Origin of the sequence: Agrobacterium salinitolerans (genome assembly GCF_002008225.1) — a bacterium.
Lineage (GTDB): Bacteria > Pseudomonadota > Alphaproteobacteria > Rhizobiales > Rhizobiaceae > Agrobacterium > Agrobacterium salinitolerans.
Genome location: NZ_MRDH01000020.1, coordinates 1 through 17013 on the forward strand (window position 1 = coordinate 1; position 17013 = coordinate 17013).

The window sequence follows — 17013 nt, forward strand, 5'->3', positions numbered from 1 at the left end:
TCAGGAGCAGGTTTCTTCAACATGTCCCAATGAATCATAAACCCCCAGCTCACGCCAGGGGTTTGTCAGCAGTCTGAAGGCGGGGTAAAAGCCCCGCCTTTTTTAATTTTTTCGCATCAGGCAGCCAGTGCTGCTGCCACCGCTTCGATGGCCTCCTGCGCCTTGGCGCCGTCAGGGCCGCCGGCCTGCGCCATATCAGGGCGTCCGCCGCCACCCTTGCCGCCAAGCGCTGCCGAAGCGGTGCGGACGATATCGACGGCGCTGAAACGGCCCGTCAGATCTTCGGTCACGGCCGCAACAGCACTTGCCTTGCCGTCTTCGGAAACGGCAATCAGCAGCACGACGCCGGAGCCGAGATTAGCCTTGGCCTCATCGGCAAGACCCTTCAAATCCTTGGCATCGATGCCGGACATGGATTTTGCCAGGAAGTTGACGCCCGCGACCTGCTTGACGTCGCTTGCGCCGGCATCCGCCGAGCCGCCGCCCATGGCGAGTTTGCGGCGGGCATCGGCAAGCTCACGCTCAAGCTTCTTGCGCTCGTCCAGCAGGCCTTCAACGCGCGACAGAACATCGCCCGGCTGAACTTTCAGCGACGAGGCCAGCGCCTTCACTCGCTCATCCTGTTCAGAAAGATAGGCAAGCGCGCCCTGCCCCGTGACAGCCTCGAGACGACGAACGCCAGCACCGACGGCGCTTTCACCGAGGATGCGGATGAGACCGATCTGGCCGGTCGCGCCCACATGCGTACCGCCGCAGAGTTCGACCGAATAAGGACGGTTGGCTTTTGCGCCATGCAGGCCAGTGCCCATCGAAACGACACGAACTTCATCACCGTATTTTTCGCCGAACAACGCCATAGCGCCCTCGGCAATGGCGTCATCGACGCTCATCAGACGGGTGACGACTGGCGAGTTCTGCAACACGATTTCGTTGGCCATTTCTTCAACGACCTTCAACTCCTCGGCCGACATCGGCTTCGGATGCGAGACGTCAAAGCGCAGGCGCTCGGGCGCGACCAGCGACCCCTTCTGCGCGACATGGGTGCCGAGCACTTCGCGCAGCGCCTCATGCAGCAGGTGAGTGGCGGAATGGTTGGCACGCAAGCGCGAGCGGCGGTCATGATCGACCGTCAGCTGAACGGCATCGCCCACTTTCAGGCCACCCTTGGAAACGGTGCCCATGTGGACGAAGAGGCCTTCGCCCCGCTTCTGGGTATCGGAAACGGCAAAGGCGCCATTATCGCCGGTGATAACGCCGGTATCGCCCATCTGGCCGCCGGACTCGCCATAAAACGGCGTCTGGTTGACGACGACCTGAACGGCCTCACCATCCGCAGCGCTTTCGACAGCCTTGCCGTCCTTGACGATCGCCTGCACAACGCCCTCTGCCGTTTCCGTGTCGTAACCGAGAAACTCGGTGGCGCCGAGCTTTTCCTTGAGCTCGAACCAGATTGTCTCAGTCGCCTTGTCGCCGGAGCCGGCCCAATGCGAGCGGGCTTCCGCCTTCTGACGCTCCATCGCATCGGTGAAGCCGGAAATATCGACGCCGATTTCGCGGGCGCGCAACGCGTCCTGCGTCAGATCGAGCGGGAAGCCGTAGGTGTCATAGAGCTTGAAGGCGGTTTCGCCATCCAGCATGTCGCCCTTGTGCAACGTCGAAGTGGCATCGGACAGCAGCGACAGGCCGCGCTCCAGCGTCTTGCGGAAACGGGTTTCCTCAAGCTTCAGCGTTTCGGAGATCAGCGCCTCGGCGCGAACCAGTTCCGGGTAAGCGCGGCCCATCTGCTGCACCAGCGACGGCAGCAACCTGTAGATCAGCGGCTCGCGCGCGCCGAGAAGTTCGGCATGGCGCATGGCGCGGCGCATGATACGGCGCAGAACATAACCGCGCCCTTCATTGGACGGCAGCACGCCATCGGCAATGAGGAAGGCGGACGAGCGCAGATGGTCGGCGATGACGCGGTGGCTGGCGCGCTTTTCGCCTTCGGCGGCAACGCCGGTCGCTTCGACGGAAGCGGCGATCAGCGCCCGGAACAGGTCCGTATCGTAATTGTCATGCTTGCCCTGCAGCAGCGCGGAAATACGCTCCAGCCCCATGCCGGTGTCGATCGACGGGCGCGGCAGGTCGATGCGCTCTTCCTTCGTCACCTGCTCATATTGCATGAAGACGAGGTTCCAGATTTCGATGAAGCGATCACCATCCTCATCCGGCGAGCCGGGCGGGCCGCCCCAGATATGATCGCCGTGATCATAGAAGATTTCCGAACAGGGGCCGCACGGACCGGTATCGCCCATCGCCCAGAAATTGTCGCTGGTCGGGATGCGGATGATGCGGTCGTCGGAGAAACCGGCAATCTTCTTCCAGAGGTTAAAGGCCTCGTCGTCGGTGTGATAGACCGTGACCAGCAGACGGTTGCGGTCGATGCCGTATTCCTTGGTGATCAGGTTCCAGGCATGCGTGATCGCCTCTTCCTTGAAATAATCGCCGAAGGAGAAATTGCCGAGCATTTCGAAGAAAGTGTGGTGGCGGGCAGTATAACCGACATTGTCGAGGTCATTATGCTTGCCGCCAGCGCGCACGCATTTCTGCGCGGATGCCGCGGTGGAATAGGGACGGCTTTCAAGACCGGTAAAGACGTTCTTGAACTGCACCATGCCGGCATTGGTGAACATCAGCGTCGGATCGTTGCGCGGCACCAGCGGGCTGGAGGGCACAATCTCGTGTCCGTTCTTCTTGAAGTAGTCGAGGAAGGTCGACCGAATTTCATTTACACCGCTCATGCCCACACACCGCTCACAACTGGAGTCCATCACCGCCATCGGCAACGATGGCTATATTGCAAAATCAATGGCTTTTATCGTCCGTATCCAGCCCTGTCCAGCCATGGAGACCGGTGAAGGCGTAGCGACAAACAAAAAGGGCCACACGACAGAAATCGCACGGCCCATTTTGTTCAATCAATTCACATCAAGACAGGCGAACCTGCATCGGATTCCTGAAACTCAACGACAGGATCAACCCTCGTCACCGTCGCCGTCATCGCCGGCATCAGGACCGCCATTCTGCAGGAAACGATCCGCAATCAGGCCGGCATTCTGGCGCAGCGCCAGTTCGATCTCGTTTGCCGTATCCGGATTGTCACGCAGGAAAGTCTTGGCGTTTTCACGCCCCTGCCCCAGACGCTGGCTATTATAGGAGAACCATGCGCCGGATTTCTCAACGATGCCGGCCTTCACGCCGAGATCGACCAACTCACCGGTCTTGGAAACGCCTTCGCCATACATGATGTCGAATTCCACCTGCTTGAAGGGCGGCGCCATCTTGTTCTTGACGACCTTGACGCGCGTCTGGTTGCCGACAACCTCTTCACGTTCCTTGACCGCGCCGATACGGCGGATGTCGAGACGCACCGAGGCGTAGAACTTGAGAGCGTTACCGCCGGTCGTCGTTTCCGGCGAACCGAACATGACGCCGATCTTCATGCGGATCTGGTTGATGAAGATGACCATGCACTTCGACTTGGAGATCGAAGCCGTCAGCTTGCGCAGCGCCTGGCTCATCAGACGCGCCTGAAGGCCCGGCAGGCTGTCGCCCATCTCGCCTTCGATTTCCGCCCGCGGCGTCAGCGCCGCAACGGAGTCGACCACAAGAACGTCCACCGCGCCGGAGCGCACCAGCGTATCGGTGATCTCAAGCGCCTGCTCGCCCGTATCCGGCTGCGAGATCAACAGGCTCTGCAAATCCACGCCAAGCTTGCGGGCATAGACCGGATCGAGCGCATGTTCGGCATCGACGAAGGCGCAGATGCCGCCCTTCTTCTGGGCTTCCGCGATTGTCTGCAGCGCCAGCGTCGTTTTACCCGAGCTTTCCGGACCGTAAATTTCAATGATGCGCCCCTTCGGCAGACCGCCGATGCCGAGCGCGATATCCAGGCTGAGCGAACCCGTCGAAACGGTCTCCACCTCAACCACATTTTCATTGGAACCGAGCTTCATGATCGATCCCTTGCCGAACGACCGTTCGATCTGGGAGAGCGCCGCTTCCAGTGCCTTGCTTTTATCCACCGATTTATCCTCTACGAGACGCAAAGAATTTTGTGCCATCCGAACCACCTTTAGGTTATTGAAGCCGCACAGGCAATGAAGCAGTATGGAAACGGTATGTACTCTATTTGTTCTCATTTCACAAGGCTGAGCCAGCATATTGAAAACAAATAGTGATAAGTCGTTTGTTCTGCTTTCGTTTTTCTGTGCGTGGCCCATAGCCGCAAACCGGAGGCGAGGTCAGGAAGACGTCAGTTTAGGCCGAATCGTCCGGTCTTTCCATCCGCCAGAGAGGGAAACGCAAGCGTGAAGAAAATACTCGTTCTGGGCGGCGCGCATATCGACAGACGCGGCATGATCGAGACTGAAACGGCGCCGGGCGCCAGCAACCCCGGCTCGTGGATGGAAGAGGCCGGCGGCGGCGGTTTCAACGCCGCGCGCAATCTTTCCCGGCTCGGCTTTCAGGTCCGCATCATCGCGCCGCGGGGCGGCGACGTGACGGGCGAAGCGGTGGCGGAGGCCGCACGTCAGGCGGGCGTGGAAGACACGCCGTTCACCTTCCTCGACCGGCGCACGCCAAGCTACACGGCCATTCTGGAGCGCGATGGCAACCTCGTCATCGCGCTTGCCGATATGGATCTCTACAAACTCTTCACCCCGCGCCGCCTCAAGATACGCGCCGTGCGCGAGGCGATAAGGACGAGCGATATCCTGCTCTGCGACGCCAACCTGCCCGAGGATACGCTGACGGCGCTTGGCCTCATCGCCCGCACCTGTGAGAAGCCGCTGGCGGCCATAGCCATTTCGCCGGCCAAGGCTGTGAAGCTGAAGGCGGCGCTCGGCGATATCGACATCCTCTTCATGAACGAAGCGGAAGCCCGCGCGCTGACCGGCGAGACGGCACAGAATGTCCGTGACTGGCCGGATATATTGCGCAAGGCCGGGCTTTCCGGCGGTGTCGTCACCCGCGGCGCAAGCGAAGTCGTGGCCTTCAACGGGACGGGAAAGGCAATCCTCCACCCACCCCTTATCCGCGAGGTGAAGGATGTCACCGGCGCCGGTGATGCCATGGCCTCCGGTTATCTCGCCGCCATTGCCGAGGGAAAAACAATCTCGGAGGCATTGAGACGGGGGGCCGCGGCGGCCGCCATCACCGTGCAATCGCCCTTTGCGACATCCCACGACCTATCAAAAGACAGTGTCGATGCCATGTTGGGGCTTGTTCCCCAGGCTGAAATGCTGGCATGAACCCGCTTTTAAAAACTGGAACAGATGAAATGACCCGCCCCATCTCCCCGCTCCTGCCCATCGTCTATTCTCAGGAAGTCGCCGCCGCCAAGCAGCGCGGCGCGCCGATCGTCGCGCTCGAATCGACCATCATCACCCACGGCATGCCTTACCCCGGCAATATCGAAATGGCGGAAAGCGTCGAACAGATCATCCGCGATCAGGGTGCGGTTCCGGCCACCATCGCCGTCATTCACGGCACCCTCCATATCGGCCTTGAGAAAGACCAGCTCGAGGCGCTGGCGAAGACCACCGACGCCATGAAGGTCTCGCGCGCCGATATCGCCTTTGCGATCGCCGAGCGCCGGACAGGCGCGACCACGGTTGCAGCGACCATGATCGCCGCCGCCCGCGCCGGCATTCGCGTTTTTGCCACCGGCGGCATCGGCGGCGTGCACAAGGGTGCTGAAGAGACCTTCGACATCTCCGCCGACCTGACCGAGCTTGCCAAGACCGGCGTGATCGTCGTGTGCGCTGGTGCCAAGGCTATCCTCGACATCCCGAAGACGCTTGAAGTCCTCGAAACCAACGGCGTGCCGGTCGTAACCTTCGGCTCGGAAGAATTCCCGGCTTTCTGGTCGCGCTCCTCTGGCCTGCCGAGCCCGCTCTCGCTCAACAGCCCCGCAGCCATTGCCAATTTCCAGGCGACCCGCGAACAGCTGGGTATCGATGGCGGAATGCTGGTGGCCAATCCCGTGCCGGAAGAGGATGAAATTCCGCGCGAGGAGATGGAAATCTACATCAACCGTGCCATATCCCACGCCGAACGCGACGAAGTGACCGGCAAGGAAGTTACCCCCTACCTGCTTGGCGACATCTTCCGCCTGACGGATGGCCGCAGCCTGGAAACCAATATCGCGCTGGTGCGCAACAATGCGCAGCTTGCTGCGGAAATCGCCGTGGCGTTGAGCTGAGGCTATTTCTGCCCTCTTCGTTCCGTTTGACAGCAGAGAGGCTTCGTCAAAATAAAGAAGAGTCGCGAGCTTTTGACTTCCCGGAAGTCGCAGGTCGCAAACTTCTCCTCCGTCATGCTCGGGCCTGTCCCGGGCATCTGCGACGCCTCGCCCGGTGAGACGTGATTGGATCCTCGGGACGAGCCCGAGGATGACGTCGAGTTGCAGGAAAGACCCGTCACGACAACAAAAAGGCCCGGAGAGCTTACGCCTTCCGGGCCCTTTTTTTCATCAGAACCCAATCAGTTCTGAGCGACCGGCTTCACCAGCGGCGTCACGCGGCGGATGGTGACGCGGCGATTCTGCTGTTCCGGGCCGAGCGTCTGGACCTTCAGGTAGCGCTCGCCATAGCCCTGCGTCGCGAGGTTTTCCGGCGGAATGCCGTAGACATCGGTCAGCACATTGGCGACGGAGGCGGCGCGCTCGTCGGACAGAACGAGGTTGCTTTCATCCGAACCGACGGCATCGGTATGACCTTCGATCAGGAAGGTTTCACCCGGATTTTTATCCAGCGCCTTGTTGATTGCATCCGCCACCTTGCGCAGCGAACGGGCTTGCGCCATCGGAATTTCGGCGCTGCCGGTGGCGAAGGTTATGGTATCGAGGTCGATACGGCGCACCTTGTCGCGGATACGGGCCGAATACCGCACTTCATCCAGCGAATAGACCCGCTCCACCGGCTCGACCGGCGGCTGTTCCAGGAAGCGATAATAATCGCGGTCCGGATCGCTCGAGGTGTCGATGATGTAGTCCGTCACGGGAATGCGCAGGCGCATCGGCGGCAGGTCGAGGCCCGGATCGCGATAGACGTAGTCGCGGTCGGGATCTTCCATCAGTTCCGGCGCATAGAACAGCACATATTCGCGGCCGCGATCGTCGATGCGCGAGCGCTGGATCACGTCACCATAACGGTTGCGGATCGTCACCACCTGCGTTCCGTCACGGCGCTCCACGGTTTCGCGGACACGGCCGCCAGGCAGACGCTCGTAATAGGGCTCGCCACCATCGCGGATGAAGCGCTGGTTGTCGTCGCCGCGCACCACGACGCGGTCGCCGAATTGCAGGATGATCGGCGCATTGCGGTCGCGATCACGCGGGCGGCCTTCGCGTGGCTGCCATTCGCGCACGCCTTCCGGCCGCTCATATTGCGGGCGACGGTCGACACGCTCGCCCTGCTGCGAGGTGATGGCCTCCATCTTGACAGGCGGCGGCGGAGCCTTGCCTTCGGCCGCGCCGGCGCGCTGCGCCTCCGCGTCGGAGGTCGGAACCTTCACGTCACCCGCCTGTTCGCGTTCACGGCGGCGCTCCTCGCGGGTCTGGCGATTGCCGGAACGTTCCACTTCCTTGTCGCTGTCGAGAACGGCGGCGCCCTTGTCGACCGGCAGAATGACGGTATCGGCGGTCTTGGACGGGTCCTTGGCGATTGCCTTGGCCTTGTCCAGCTCTTCCTTCGTCATCGGCGGCGCTTCCGTTTGTGGAATAGCGACCTGATTGGGAACGGCTTCTCCGGCCGGCGCCTGTCCGGTTGTCGCACCGCTTGGCGGCGGCGTCGGTGTGCCCGGCAGTGGGGCTGCGGGTTCACCCTTAACCGGTGGCTGCTCTGAAGGCTGCTGGCCGGGAGCGGGGTTGGGCTGTGCTTCGGGCGCAGGCGGGCGTGCGGGCGTGGGCGCCTCTGTCGGAACCGGTGCTTCTTTCGCAGCCGGCTCGGGCGCTGCGGGTTTCTTCTCGGGCACGGGTTTTTCGGCCGGTGCCGCTTTCTGCTCCGGTGCTTTTTCTTCTACCGGCTTCTTCTCGGGCGCGGGCTTGGCAGGCTGCTCGGAATTTTCAGGCCGCGCGGCAGGCTGCTGCTCGGCGGCCGGTTCCTTCGCTGGCTCCCTGCGCGGGCGCTCGGGTCGCTGCTCGCCCTCTGCGGCCGGCTGTTCAGCGCGGGCGGGCTTGCGCGGGCGTTCCTGCGGCTGCTGTTCGGCAGGCGCTGCTTCCGGGGCTGCTTCGCGCTGGCGGGCCGGGCGCTGTTCGCCCTCGCCCTGCGGTTCCTTCGCGCGCTCAGGCGTGCGGGGACGCTCCTGCGGCTGCTCGGCAGGTGCCGGTTCGGGACGCGCCTCACGCTGCTGCGGTTCTGGAGGCGCCTCGCGCTTGGGCTCGGGGCGAGGTTCGGCCGGGGCCGCCTCGCGCTTTGGCTCCGGCTCGCGCTGGGGCTCCGGGGCGCGTTCCTCACGCTTGGGCTCGGCCTGGGGCTGCGCCTCCTCCGCCTGCTGACGCTTCTTCTTGAGTTCCTCTTCCGGGTTTTCCTGTGCCGGCTCAGCCTGCGCCAGAATGATCTGTCCGGGCGCTACCTGCGAGATCGGCGCCTGCGCGCGGGACGCACCGGCAAAGCCCGCCGCTGCTGGCTCGACCGCGATCGCGAGAGACATGAGCGGAAAAACCACCCCGGTCAGCAATGTGTTTTTCTTCTTCAGCATCAGTGCTTCCTCATCTGCCGTCATTTATGGGTCGCAAATTATGCGACGTCGTGGGCCCGGCTTGGCACTCAGGCGCTGTTCAACGCCTAACACACGCTCCGGTTCCCATGATGACCAGATGCTTCTGTACCGGAAATGAACAGATCAAGGCCTTTTCGTGGAAGCTCTGCGGCACAAACGCGATCACTAATATTGCAGTTGCATTTTTTGACCAACCGGATGAATAATCCCAATCGCGCTCAGGCGGCAGGCGGTACACCGCTGCGCCCGGCGCCCATGGCGTCCGCACTGAAAACAACAACAGACCGCGGATGAACGACCAAAAGAGAGGATCGAAATGCCTATTTCCACCCGTCTGCTCGCAGCCGTATCGATTGCCGCCATCTCGCTGTTTTCGGGCGCTGCGCTTGCGCAGGACAAGATCGTCATCGGCACGGAAGGCGCCTACCCGCCCTTCAACAATCTCGAAGCCGACGGCACACTGACCGGCTTCGACATCGACATCGCCAAGGCTCTGTGTGAGCAAATGAAGGCCGAGTGCACCTTCGTCACCAATGACTGGGACGGCATCATTCCCGCCCTTCAGGCCAAGAAGTTCGACGCCATCATCGCGTCCATGTCGATCACGCCCGAGCGTCTCGAGAAGGTCGACTTCTCCAAGAAATATTACAACACCCCGCCGGCCATCGCCGTGCCGAAGGATTCTCCGATCAAGTCCGTCGACGATCTGAAGGGCAAGGCGCTCGGCGCGCAGGGTTCCACCACCCACTCCAACTATGCAGAAAAGCATTTCCCGGATGCCGACGTGAAGATGTATCCGACCGCCGACGAATATAAGCTCGACATCGCCAATGGCCGTATCGACGCCGTCATCGACGATATCGTCGTGCTGTCGGAATGGCTGAAGACGGATGCAGGCGCCTGCTGCAAGATCCTGACGCCGCTTCCGGTCGATGTCGAGATCAACGGCAATGGTGCGGGCGTCGCCGTGCGCAAGGGTGACACGGCGCTCGCCGACAAGTTCACCGCCGCCATCGCCGCCATTCGTGCCAGCGGCAAGTATCAGGAGATCAACAAAAAGTACTTCGATTTCGACGTTTACGGCGAGTAAGCCCGTTCGGCCTGTTGAAATCTCGTGGCGGAAGGGTTGCCCTTCCGCCATTTTTGTTTGAAAACGTCACAATAACAATCACGGCGGCTTAAGACCGCAGGGGAAAATTGGCATGAGCGGAGCATTTTCCGCCATAGGTGCGTTCTGGACCTATGTCTCGACACTTCTCGATCCCTTTTGCGGGCCGGTCGGTCTCTTCTCGCTTTTCGGAAACGGCACTCTCGTCGCCTGCGGCGATGCGGGCTGGGGCGATGAAATCGCCTTCGGCGTCAAGGTCACCATCTCGTTGGCGCTTGCCACCCTGCCCGTGGGGCTGCTGATCGGTTTTCTCATCGCGCTCGCCGCACAATCGGAAGAAAAATCGCTGCGGTTGGCGACCGGCATCTACACCACCATCTTCCGAGGCCTGCCGGAACTGCTGACGCTCTTCATCGTCTATTACGGCATCCAGATGCTGCTGCAATCGGCGGCCGGTTATGTCGGCTTCACCGGTCCGATCGAGATCAACGCCTTCGTGGCCGGCATGGTGGCGCTTTCGGTGGTGTTTTCGTCCTATGCGTCTGAAGTGCTGCTCTCCGCCTTCAAGGCCATACCGAAGGGACAATATGAGGCAGGTGCGGCGCTGGGGCTTTCGCGGGGCCGCACAATGGTGCTCATCATCATTCCGCAACTTGTCCGCATCGCCCTGCCCGGCATGACCAATCTCTGGGTCATCCTGCTCAAAGACACGTCCTACGTGTCGATCATCGGCCTTGCCGATATCGTTCGCCAGACGGGCATCGCCGCCCGCGTCAGCAAGGAAGCCTTCTTCTTCTACAGCATCGCCTGCCTGCTCTACCTCATCCTCGCGCTGCTATCCTCCATTGGCATAGGCTTCATCGATCGCTGGTCGCGCAAGTCGGAGGCGAGCAGATGAGCCATATTCAGGAACTCATCCCGCCCCGCCCCGCACCGGCCGTCGCGGACAAGCCGCTCAATATTTCGCGCATCGTCGGCGTCGCCGTCATCACGCTCTGGCTGTTGCTCGCCGCCGCGCTGATCTTCGCCATGATCGAGGGCTGGGACTGGGACAAATTCCAGCGCTACGGACCGCGCTATATCGACGGTCTCATCACCACCATCACCCTCGTCGGCAGCTCGATCATTCTCGGCGCCATTCTTTCCGTGCCGATCGCCTTCGGCCGCATGTCGGAAAACCGCATCGTCGGCGCGCTGGCCTATGCCTATGTCTATGTCTTCCGCAGCACGCCGCTACTGGCGCAGCTTTTCCTGATCTATTACGGCCTCGGCAGTTTCCGCCAGGGGCTGGAAACCGTCGGCCTGTGGTGGTTCTTCCGGGAGGCCTGGTATTGCGGCCTGTTGTCGCTCACACTCAACACCGCCGCCTATCAGGCCGAAATCCTGCGCGGCGCGATCCGCAGCGTACCGCGCGGCCAGCATGAGGGCGCCGCCTCGCTCGGCCTGTCGAAACTCGTCACTTTCCGCAAGATCATCCTGCCGCAGGCGCTCATCGTGGCGCTGCGTCCCTATGGCAACGAGATCATCCTGATGATCAAGGGTTCGGCCGTGGTCTCGATCGTCACGGTCTTCGACCTGATGGGCCAGACCCGTTACGCCTTCTCCCGCACCTTCGACTATCAGGCCTACCTCTGGGCCGCGATCTTCTACCTGGCGATCGTCGAAACGCTGCGGCATGTCTGGGCATGGCTGGAAGCACGCCTGACCCGTCACCTCAAGCGCTAGCCGCAAAGTTGGCAGCACTCATCAGGAGAGGCTGCCAACACTCTGAAAAATATAACAAATTTGTGACGTATCCATGTCTTTGGCAAGCTTGGGTTAACCATGACGTGTTCCCATATTCGATACAGCGGCAACGCTGTGATCGGCAATCATGGAAACGGGAACCGTCGTCATGAACAAGGACATGGAAATGATGCTGAGGGGCTACGGCCTCACCACCGCCCAGATATTTTATCGCCTGCCGGATCATCCGCTGGTTCTCCAGACCTATGTCTGGCAGGACTATGATCTTGCCCCAGACTTCCCCGAAATGCATGGCTTCCTCCAATTCTGGAAGGAAAAGCTCGACGGACCGCTGCACTCCGTCCGCTACGTGCACCGGCAGGTAATCTCGGCGCAGGAATGGCGCGCGCTCAAAGGGGAGTTCATCATCCACTGAGCCGTCGCACCACATAAACATTGCGCCCGTCCCCGATGCGGCTTACAGCAAACCTCAACTGAAGATGCTGACGGATAAGGCACGATGACGAAGAACCAGAAAATCGACGAAGAGGCGCTTGCCGAGGCCTATAACCGTGCGCTCGCGCTTGAAAAAGCCGGCGATGTGGACGCGGCGGTCAAGGCCTATGAAGAGGTTCTGGCCATCGATCCGGACGATCACGGCGGCGCGGCCGTGCGCATCGCCGCCATGGGCCGCGGCGAAACCCCGCCGAAAGCGCCTGACGCCTATGTCGAAACCCTGTTCGACCAGCACGCCGAAGCTTTCGAGGACATTCTTGTCGAGCAGCTCGGTTACGCCGTGCCGATGATGGTGCGCCAGCGGCTGCAGACGCTGAACCTCGGTCCCTTCAAGCGCCTGCTCGATCTCGGCTGCGGCACCGGCCTCACCGGCGAAGCGTTGCGCGATATGGCAGACGACATCACCGGCATCGACATTTCCGAAAACATGGTCGAAATCGCCCACGAGAAAGACCTCTACGAGACGCTCTACGTCGCCGAAGCCGAGGATTTTCTTGAAGACAATGACGACGAACCTTTCGACATCATCACTGCCACCGATGTGCTGCCCTATCTCGGCGCGCTGGAGCCACTGTTTTTCGGCGCCGCCGAAAACCTCAACGCCGGTGGCCTGCTGATCTTCTCGTCGGAAACCCTGCCCGAAGATACCCTGGCCGGACGTCCCTATATGGTCGGCCCGCACCAGCGTTTCGCCCATGCGGAAACCTATGTTCGGGAAAGACTGGCCGCGACCGGTTTCGAGGTCGTTGAAGTGACCGACATCAACGTGCGCATGCAGGACGGCAATCCGACGCCCGGCCATCTGATTATCGCCAAGCTCAAAGGCTGAGGCAGCGTCGCGGCATCTTTCTTCTCTCCGCCGGGGAGAAGAAACAAGCGGCGGACGCTCGTTTCAACGCCACGTCTGCTTCTTTTCTGAATCAATATCTCATCAAGACCACCCAGCGGCTTGAAGAGATTCGATTTTCCGTCACCTAAACCCGCAAAACGAAAAATGCCCTCCCCGACTACCGGAAAGGGCATTGCTCCAAAACCGGATTTGCGGCGGATCACTCCTCGCCGGATTTTGGATTGTCCAGCAGCATGTAATCGAGCGGCAGCTCGGTCGTATATTTGATCTGCTCCATCGCGAAGGCGGAGGAGACATCGCGAATTTCGATCTTGGCGATCATGCGCTTATAGAAGGCGTCATAGGCCGCAATATCGGGCACTACCACGCGCAGCAGATAATCGACATCGCCGCTCATGCGGTAAAATTCGACGACTTCCGGAAACTCGGAAACCACCTCGGAGAAACGCTTCAGCCACTCAATGGAATGGGAGGCTGTGCGGATGGAAACAAATACCGTGACCTTGGTATTGACCTTGACCGGATCGAGCAAGGCCACGCGCCGGCGGATGACGCCGTCTTCCTCCATCTTCTGGATACGCCGCCAACAGGGCGTCGTGGAAAGACCGACCTTTTTCGCCAGATCGGCAACGGCCAGCGTGGAATCCTCTTGCAGAATGCGCAAAATCTTACGGTCAAGGCGATCCAATGCGTCTATCCTCCTGAATTAATTTCCTTTCAATACACTAATTTTCGCAAAAAAACAGAAAATTGTTTCACTAAAGCCGCATTTCCACATATTGCCGCAGAACTGGCAGCAGTTCCGACGTGAACCACGGGTTCTTCTTCAGCCAGCCGGTATTGCGCCAGCTTGGATGCGGCAAGGGAAGAATTCCGGGACCGGAATTCGCGTGGAGATAGCTGCGCCAGTCCTGCACCGTTTCCGTCATGGTCTTGCGCCGCCTTTCCCCCAGGTGAAACGCCTGCGCATATTGGCCGACAGCGAGGATCAGCTCCACCTGCGGCATCGCCGCCATTACCCGCTCACGCCATTGCGGCGCACATTCGCGCCGGGGCGGCAGGTCGCTGCCCTTCTCGTCATAACCGGGAAAACAAAAGCCCATGGGCACGATGGCGAAACGATCCGGATCGTAGAACGTCTGCCGATCGACGTTCAGCCACAGGCGCAGCCTGTCGCCCGAGGCGTCGTTGAACGGCAGCCCTGTTTCATGTACGCGAAGCCCCGGCGCCTGCCCTGCAATCAGGATGCGCGCCTTGGTCGACATGACGACCACCGGCCTGGGTCCGTGCGGCAGGCGATCGGCCATTCCCTTAAGCGGCTTGTCGCGACAGAGCCGACAGCGCGCGATTTCGCCGCGTAATCCGTCCAGCCCGTCATCACGCACCGGCGCCAGCTCAACCATGATCCCACCCCAGAAGATGACGGACAATTGTGAGAAAACCCCACGGCGGCGTTTCCAGATCCGCGCCGCGATGCTCCCGTCGCCATTGCGACGGTTTTTCGAATTCTCCCGCCCAGATTCCGCGTTCCCGCCTGCGCGCCGCCGCCTGCTCGCTGGAGAACTGGAAATAACCGGATGCGACGGCAAAACCCGCCGACACCATTTCCGACGAGACATCCCTGCCGCCGGCGGAACAATAAACCAGCCGCCGCCCGTAACTGTCCCTGGAACTGCCGGAACAGGAAAAGTCGGCCACCCCGGCCAGCCTTTGCAGAACACGACGCGCCTCCTCGCCGCACGGCCAACTTTCGCTGCCACGCAGGCATGTCTGCGCAAGCTCGGGCGCATCGATGCCAAGCAGCCGGAAACGTTCCTCACCCATCGAGAGCGTATCGCCGTCGATCACAAAGAAGCGGCCCTTATAGGTTTCGCTGTTGATCTGGTCGAGCTTGGCGGCAATTAGAATGCCGAGAAAAACCGTGGCGACAAAAAGTCCGCCATCGCGAAATGCAGAAAAACGCCTGCTCTTGCCTCCATTTCGTCTCATGTAACAACAAACCCTTGTCAGAAATGGCAAACAAATCCTTTCACGGCAGCATCTTCTTAAGATTTTGCGCGTAGTCTGCAAGGGTTCATGTCACCCTGCGTTGTAACAATGAGTAAAAGCGTCAGCACGTCCACCGACAAGATCATCGTCGACCGGTCGAAAAAACACCGCAACAAGGCGGTTTTCGACACGGTGAAGACGACGCGTGAACGCCTGCAACAAGGGGCCGGCGCAAGCGACGCCTATGAACGCGAAATGCTGACCATGCACATCGCCGAAACCCTGCAGGGCGCGATGATCATGCCGCTTTTCATCGTGCTCGCCTCCATCATCGGCCTTTACATCACCCGCGACATCAGTCTGATCATCTGGTCGTTGATGGCGCTGAGCTTCCACGCTTTCTCTCTGCTCTTGGCCAAGCGTGCGGCAAAACAGGAAATCACGGCCGACAATCTTAAGCGCTGGAAAAGCCTCTTCCTCGGCATGCAGATCCTCATCGGCTGCGCCTGGGCGATGTTTGCGCTGACCGAACCGGTTCGCAACGACCCGACGCTCGTCCTTTTCTTCAAGGGCTCGACGCTGCTGATCGCGCTTTCGCTCACCGCCATGGCCAATTTCATGCTGCGGCGGGCGACCTTCATGACCTTTTTGCCGGTGCTTGCGGCTCTCTGCATGACTTCGGCAATCTCGCGCAATCCTTTCGATGTCGGTCTCGCGCTGATGTTCGGCATGGCCATCCTCTTCTGTCATCGCATCACCAGCCGGCTTTACCAGACCAGCATCAAGCTCCTGTCATCTCAGACGGAGAAAGACGACCTGATCGCCGAACTCGAAGTCGCCAATTCGATGTCCGACGAGGCGCGGCGACGTGCGGAAGAAGCCAATCTGGCGAAATCGCGCTTTCTCGCCTCCATGTCGCATGAACTCAGAACCCCGCTCAACGCCATTCTCGGCTTCTCCGAGGTCATGTCTTCAGAGGTGCTCGGTCCGCTCAACAATCCGCTCTACAAGGAATATTCCGGCGATATCCACCGCTCCGGCCAGCATCTGCTCGACCTCATCAACGAAATCCTCGACCTGTCGCGCATTGAGGCCGGCCGTTACGATCTCAACGAGGAATCCATCTCCATGCTGGAAATCGCCGAGGACTGCATCGGCATGATCCAGCTGCGCGCCCGCGCCAAGAATATCCGGATTTCCCAGCAGTTCGAAAGCAGCCTGCCGCAGGTCTGGGCCGACGAGAAATCCATCCGTCAGGTCATTCTCAACCTGCTCTCCAATGCGGTGAAATTTACCCCGCAGGGCGGCGAGATTCTGGTGAAGGCCGGCTGGACGGCGGGCGGCGGGCAATATGTTTCGATCAGGGATAACGGCCCCGGCATTCCCGAAGATGAAATTCCGGTGGTGCTGTCCGCCTTCGGTCAAGGATCGATTGCGATCAAGAGCGCGGAACAGGGAACCGGCCTTGGCCTGCCCATCGTCCAGGCCATCCTCGCCAAGCATGATGGCCAGTTCATCCTGAAATCGAAGTTGCGCGAAGGCACCGAAGGGATCGCCATCCTGCCGGCAAAACGTGTGTTGCAGAGCCTGCCGGCCGTGGAAGAAACCCACGCCATCCAGCCGCGCCGCCGGTCCTTCGCATAAGGCTGAAGAGACCTTAGAAGAACAGCGTCGTCACCAGCGAATACAGCACGAAAAATCCGTTCGCCATCAACAGGCAGAAGACGGCAAAGGAGCCAAGGTCCTTTGCATGCCGTCCAACGGAGGAGATTTCCGGCGAAATGCGGTCCACCAGCTCCTCAATAGCCGTATTCAACGCCTCCACCGAAAACAGCAGCAGCATCAGCACCGTGAAAACAAGAAGATGCGCAAAGGGTGAGCCGACCGCAAGAAGCAGGGCAAGCCCGACGCCGAAGGCGAGAACCTCATGACGAAACGCTGCCTCCTGCCACAGACGGCCAAGCCCCTGCACGGAATAACGCGCGGCGGCAAGAAGATGCCGCCAGCCTTTTTCCTTGCGAAAGACGGGTTCCGGTTTCGGGCTTTGCGGCGTCGCGTCCAT

General features: G+C 60.5%; 15 protein-coding genes. 8 read left to right on the forward strand and 7 right to left on the reverse strand.

What is annotated here, in order from left to right; all coding sequences use genetic code 11:
• Positions 1 to 116 precede the first annotated feature (116 nt).
• Together alaS and recA are read right to left on the reverse strand one after the other, a co-directional pair.
• Positions 117 to 2780 (reverse strand): alanine--tRNA ligase, encoded by a 2664-nt coding sequence (gene alaS, locus BS627_RS13870; protein ID WP_077983797.1) that lies wholly within the window; start codon positions 2778 to 2780, stop codon positions 117 to 119.
• Positions 2781 to 3014: 234 nt separating this feature from the next.
• Positions 3015 to 4103: a recombinase RecA gene (gene recA, locus BS627_RS13875; protein ID WP_077983798.1), complete on the reverse strand. Its 1089-nt coding sequence runs from the start codon at positions 4101 to 4103 to the stop codon at positions 3015 to 3017.
• Positions 4104 to 4349: 246 nt separating this feature from the next.
• Between recA and BS627_RS13880 the strand changes: the two genes are divergently transcribed.
• Both BS627_RS13880 and BS627_RS13885 read left to right on the forward strand, forming a co-directional pair.
• The gene (locus BS627_RS13880; RefSeq protein ID WP_077983799.1) at positions 4350 to 5291 is read left to right on the forward strand and encodes a carbohydrate kinase family protein; all 942 of its coding nucleotides are present in this window, start codon (positions 4350 to 4352) and stop codon (positions 5289 to 5291) included.
• 29 nt (positions 5292 to 5320) lie between these two features.
• Positions 5321 to 6244 (forward strand): pseudouridine-5'-phosphate glycosidase, encoded by a 924-nt coding sequence (locus BS627_RS13885; protein WP_077983800.1) that lies wholly within the window; start codon positions 5321 to 5323, stop codon positions 6242 to 6244.
• 281 nt (positions 6245 to 6525) lie between these two features.
• On the opposite strand, the gene BS627_RS13890 is transcribed toward BS627_RS13885, so the two are convergent.
• Positions 6526 to 8742, reverse strand: a complete 2217-nt coding sequence (locus BS627_RS13890) for an OmpA family protein (protein ID WP_077983840.1) — start codon at positions 8740 to 8742, stop codon at positions 6526 to 6528.
• A 337-nt stretch (positions 8743 to 9079) separates the two neighbouring features.
• Between BS627_RS13890 and BS627_RS13900 the strand changes: the two genes are divergently transcribed.
• The 5 genes from BS627_RS13900 (at position 9080) to BS627_RS13920 (ending at position 12941) form a co-directional block, all read left to right on the forward strand.
• Positions 9080 to 9853 carry an ABC transporter substrate-binding protein gene (locus BS627_RS13900; protein WP_077983801.1) on the forward strand — a complete coding sequence of 258 codons (774 nt, stop codon included), beginning with the start codon at positions 9080 to 9082 and terminating at the stop codon, positions 9851 to 9853.
• A 112-nt stretch (positions 9854 to 9965) separates the two neighbouring features.
• Complete coding sequence (locus BS627_RS13905; RefSeq protein ID WP_077983802.1) at positions 9966 to 10769, forward strand: ABC transporter permease; 804 nt, start codon at positions 9966 to 9968, stop codon at positions 10767 to 10769.
• Positions 10766 to 11596 carry an ABC transporter permease gene (locus BS627_RS13910; protein ID WP_077983803.1) on the forward strand — a complete coding sequence of 277 codons (831 nt, stop codon included), beginning with the start codon at positions 10766 to 10768 and terminating at the stop codon, positions 11594 to 11596. Before BS627_RS13905 ends, BS627_RS13910 begins: the two co-directional genes overlap by 4 nt.
• 169 nt (positions 11597 to 11765) lie before the next feature.
• Positions 11766 to 12032: an usg protein gene (locus BS627_RS13915; protein ID WP_077983841.1), complete on the forward strand. Its 267-nt coding sequence runs from the start codon at positions 11766 to 11768 to the stop codon at positions 12030 to 12032.
• Positions 12033 to 12116: 84 nt separating this feature from the next.
• Positions 12117 to 12941 (forward strand): class I SAM-dependent methyltransferase, encoded by an 825-nt coding sequence (locus tag BS627_RS13920; RefSeq protein WP_077983804.1) that lies wholly within the window; start codon positions 12117 to 12119, stop codon positions 12939 to 12941.
• Positions 12942 to 13161: 220 nt separating this feature from the next.
• On the opposite strand, the gene BS627_RS13925 is transcribed toward BS627_RS13920, so the two are convergent.
• From BS627_RS13925 to BS627_RS13935, 3 genes are all read right to left on the reverse strand, one after another.
• Positions 13162 to 13650 carry an Lrp/AsnC family transcriptional regulator gene (locus tag BS627_RS13925; protein ID WP_003507846.1) on the reverse strand — a complete coding sequence of 163 codons (489 nt, stop codon included), beginning with the start codon at positions 13648 to 13650 and terminating at the stop codon, positions 13162 to 13164.
• Positions 13651 to 13720: 70 nt separating this feature from the next.
• Positions 13721 to 14365 (reverse strand): uracil-DNA glycosylase family protein, encoded by a 645-nt coding sequence (locus tag BS627_RS13930; RefSeq protein WP_165691253.1) that lies wholly within the window; start codon positions 14363 to 14365, stop codon positions 13721 to 13723.
• Positions 14358 to 14951, reverse strand: coding sequence for a thermonuclease family protein (locus tag BS627_RS13935; protein WP_077983805.1), 594 nt, complete (start codon positions 14949 to 14951; stop codon positions 14358 to 14360). The genes BS627_RS13930 and BS627_RS13935 overlap by 8 nt, the downstream gene beginning before the upstream one ends.
• A gap of 108 nt (positions 14952 to 15059) precedes the next feature.
• Here BS627_RS13935 and pdhS2 point away from each other — a divergent pair, with 108 nt between their 5' ends.
• Positions 15060 to 16595, forward strand: coding sequence for a two-component system sensor histidine kinase PdhS2 (gene pdhS2 / locus BS627_RS13940; RefSeq protein ID WP_077983806.1), 1536 nt, complete (start codon positions 15060 to 15062; stop codon positions 16593 to 16595).
• A gap of 13 nt (positions 16596 to 16608) precedes the next feature.
• Here pdhS2 and BS627_RS13945 read toward each other — a convergent pair whose 3' ends face one another.
• Entirely contained in the window at positions 16609 to 17013 is a 405-nt protein-coding gene (locus BS627_RS13945) for a diacylglycerol kinase (RefSeq protein ID WP_077983807.1), read from the reverse strand.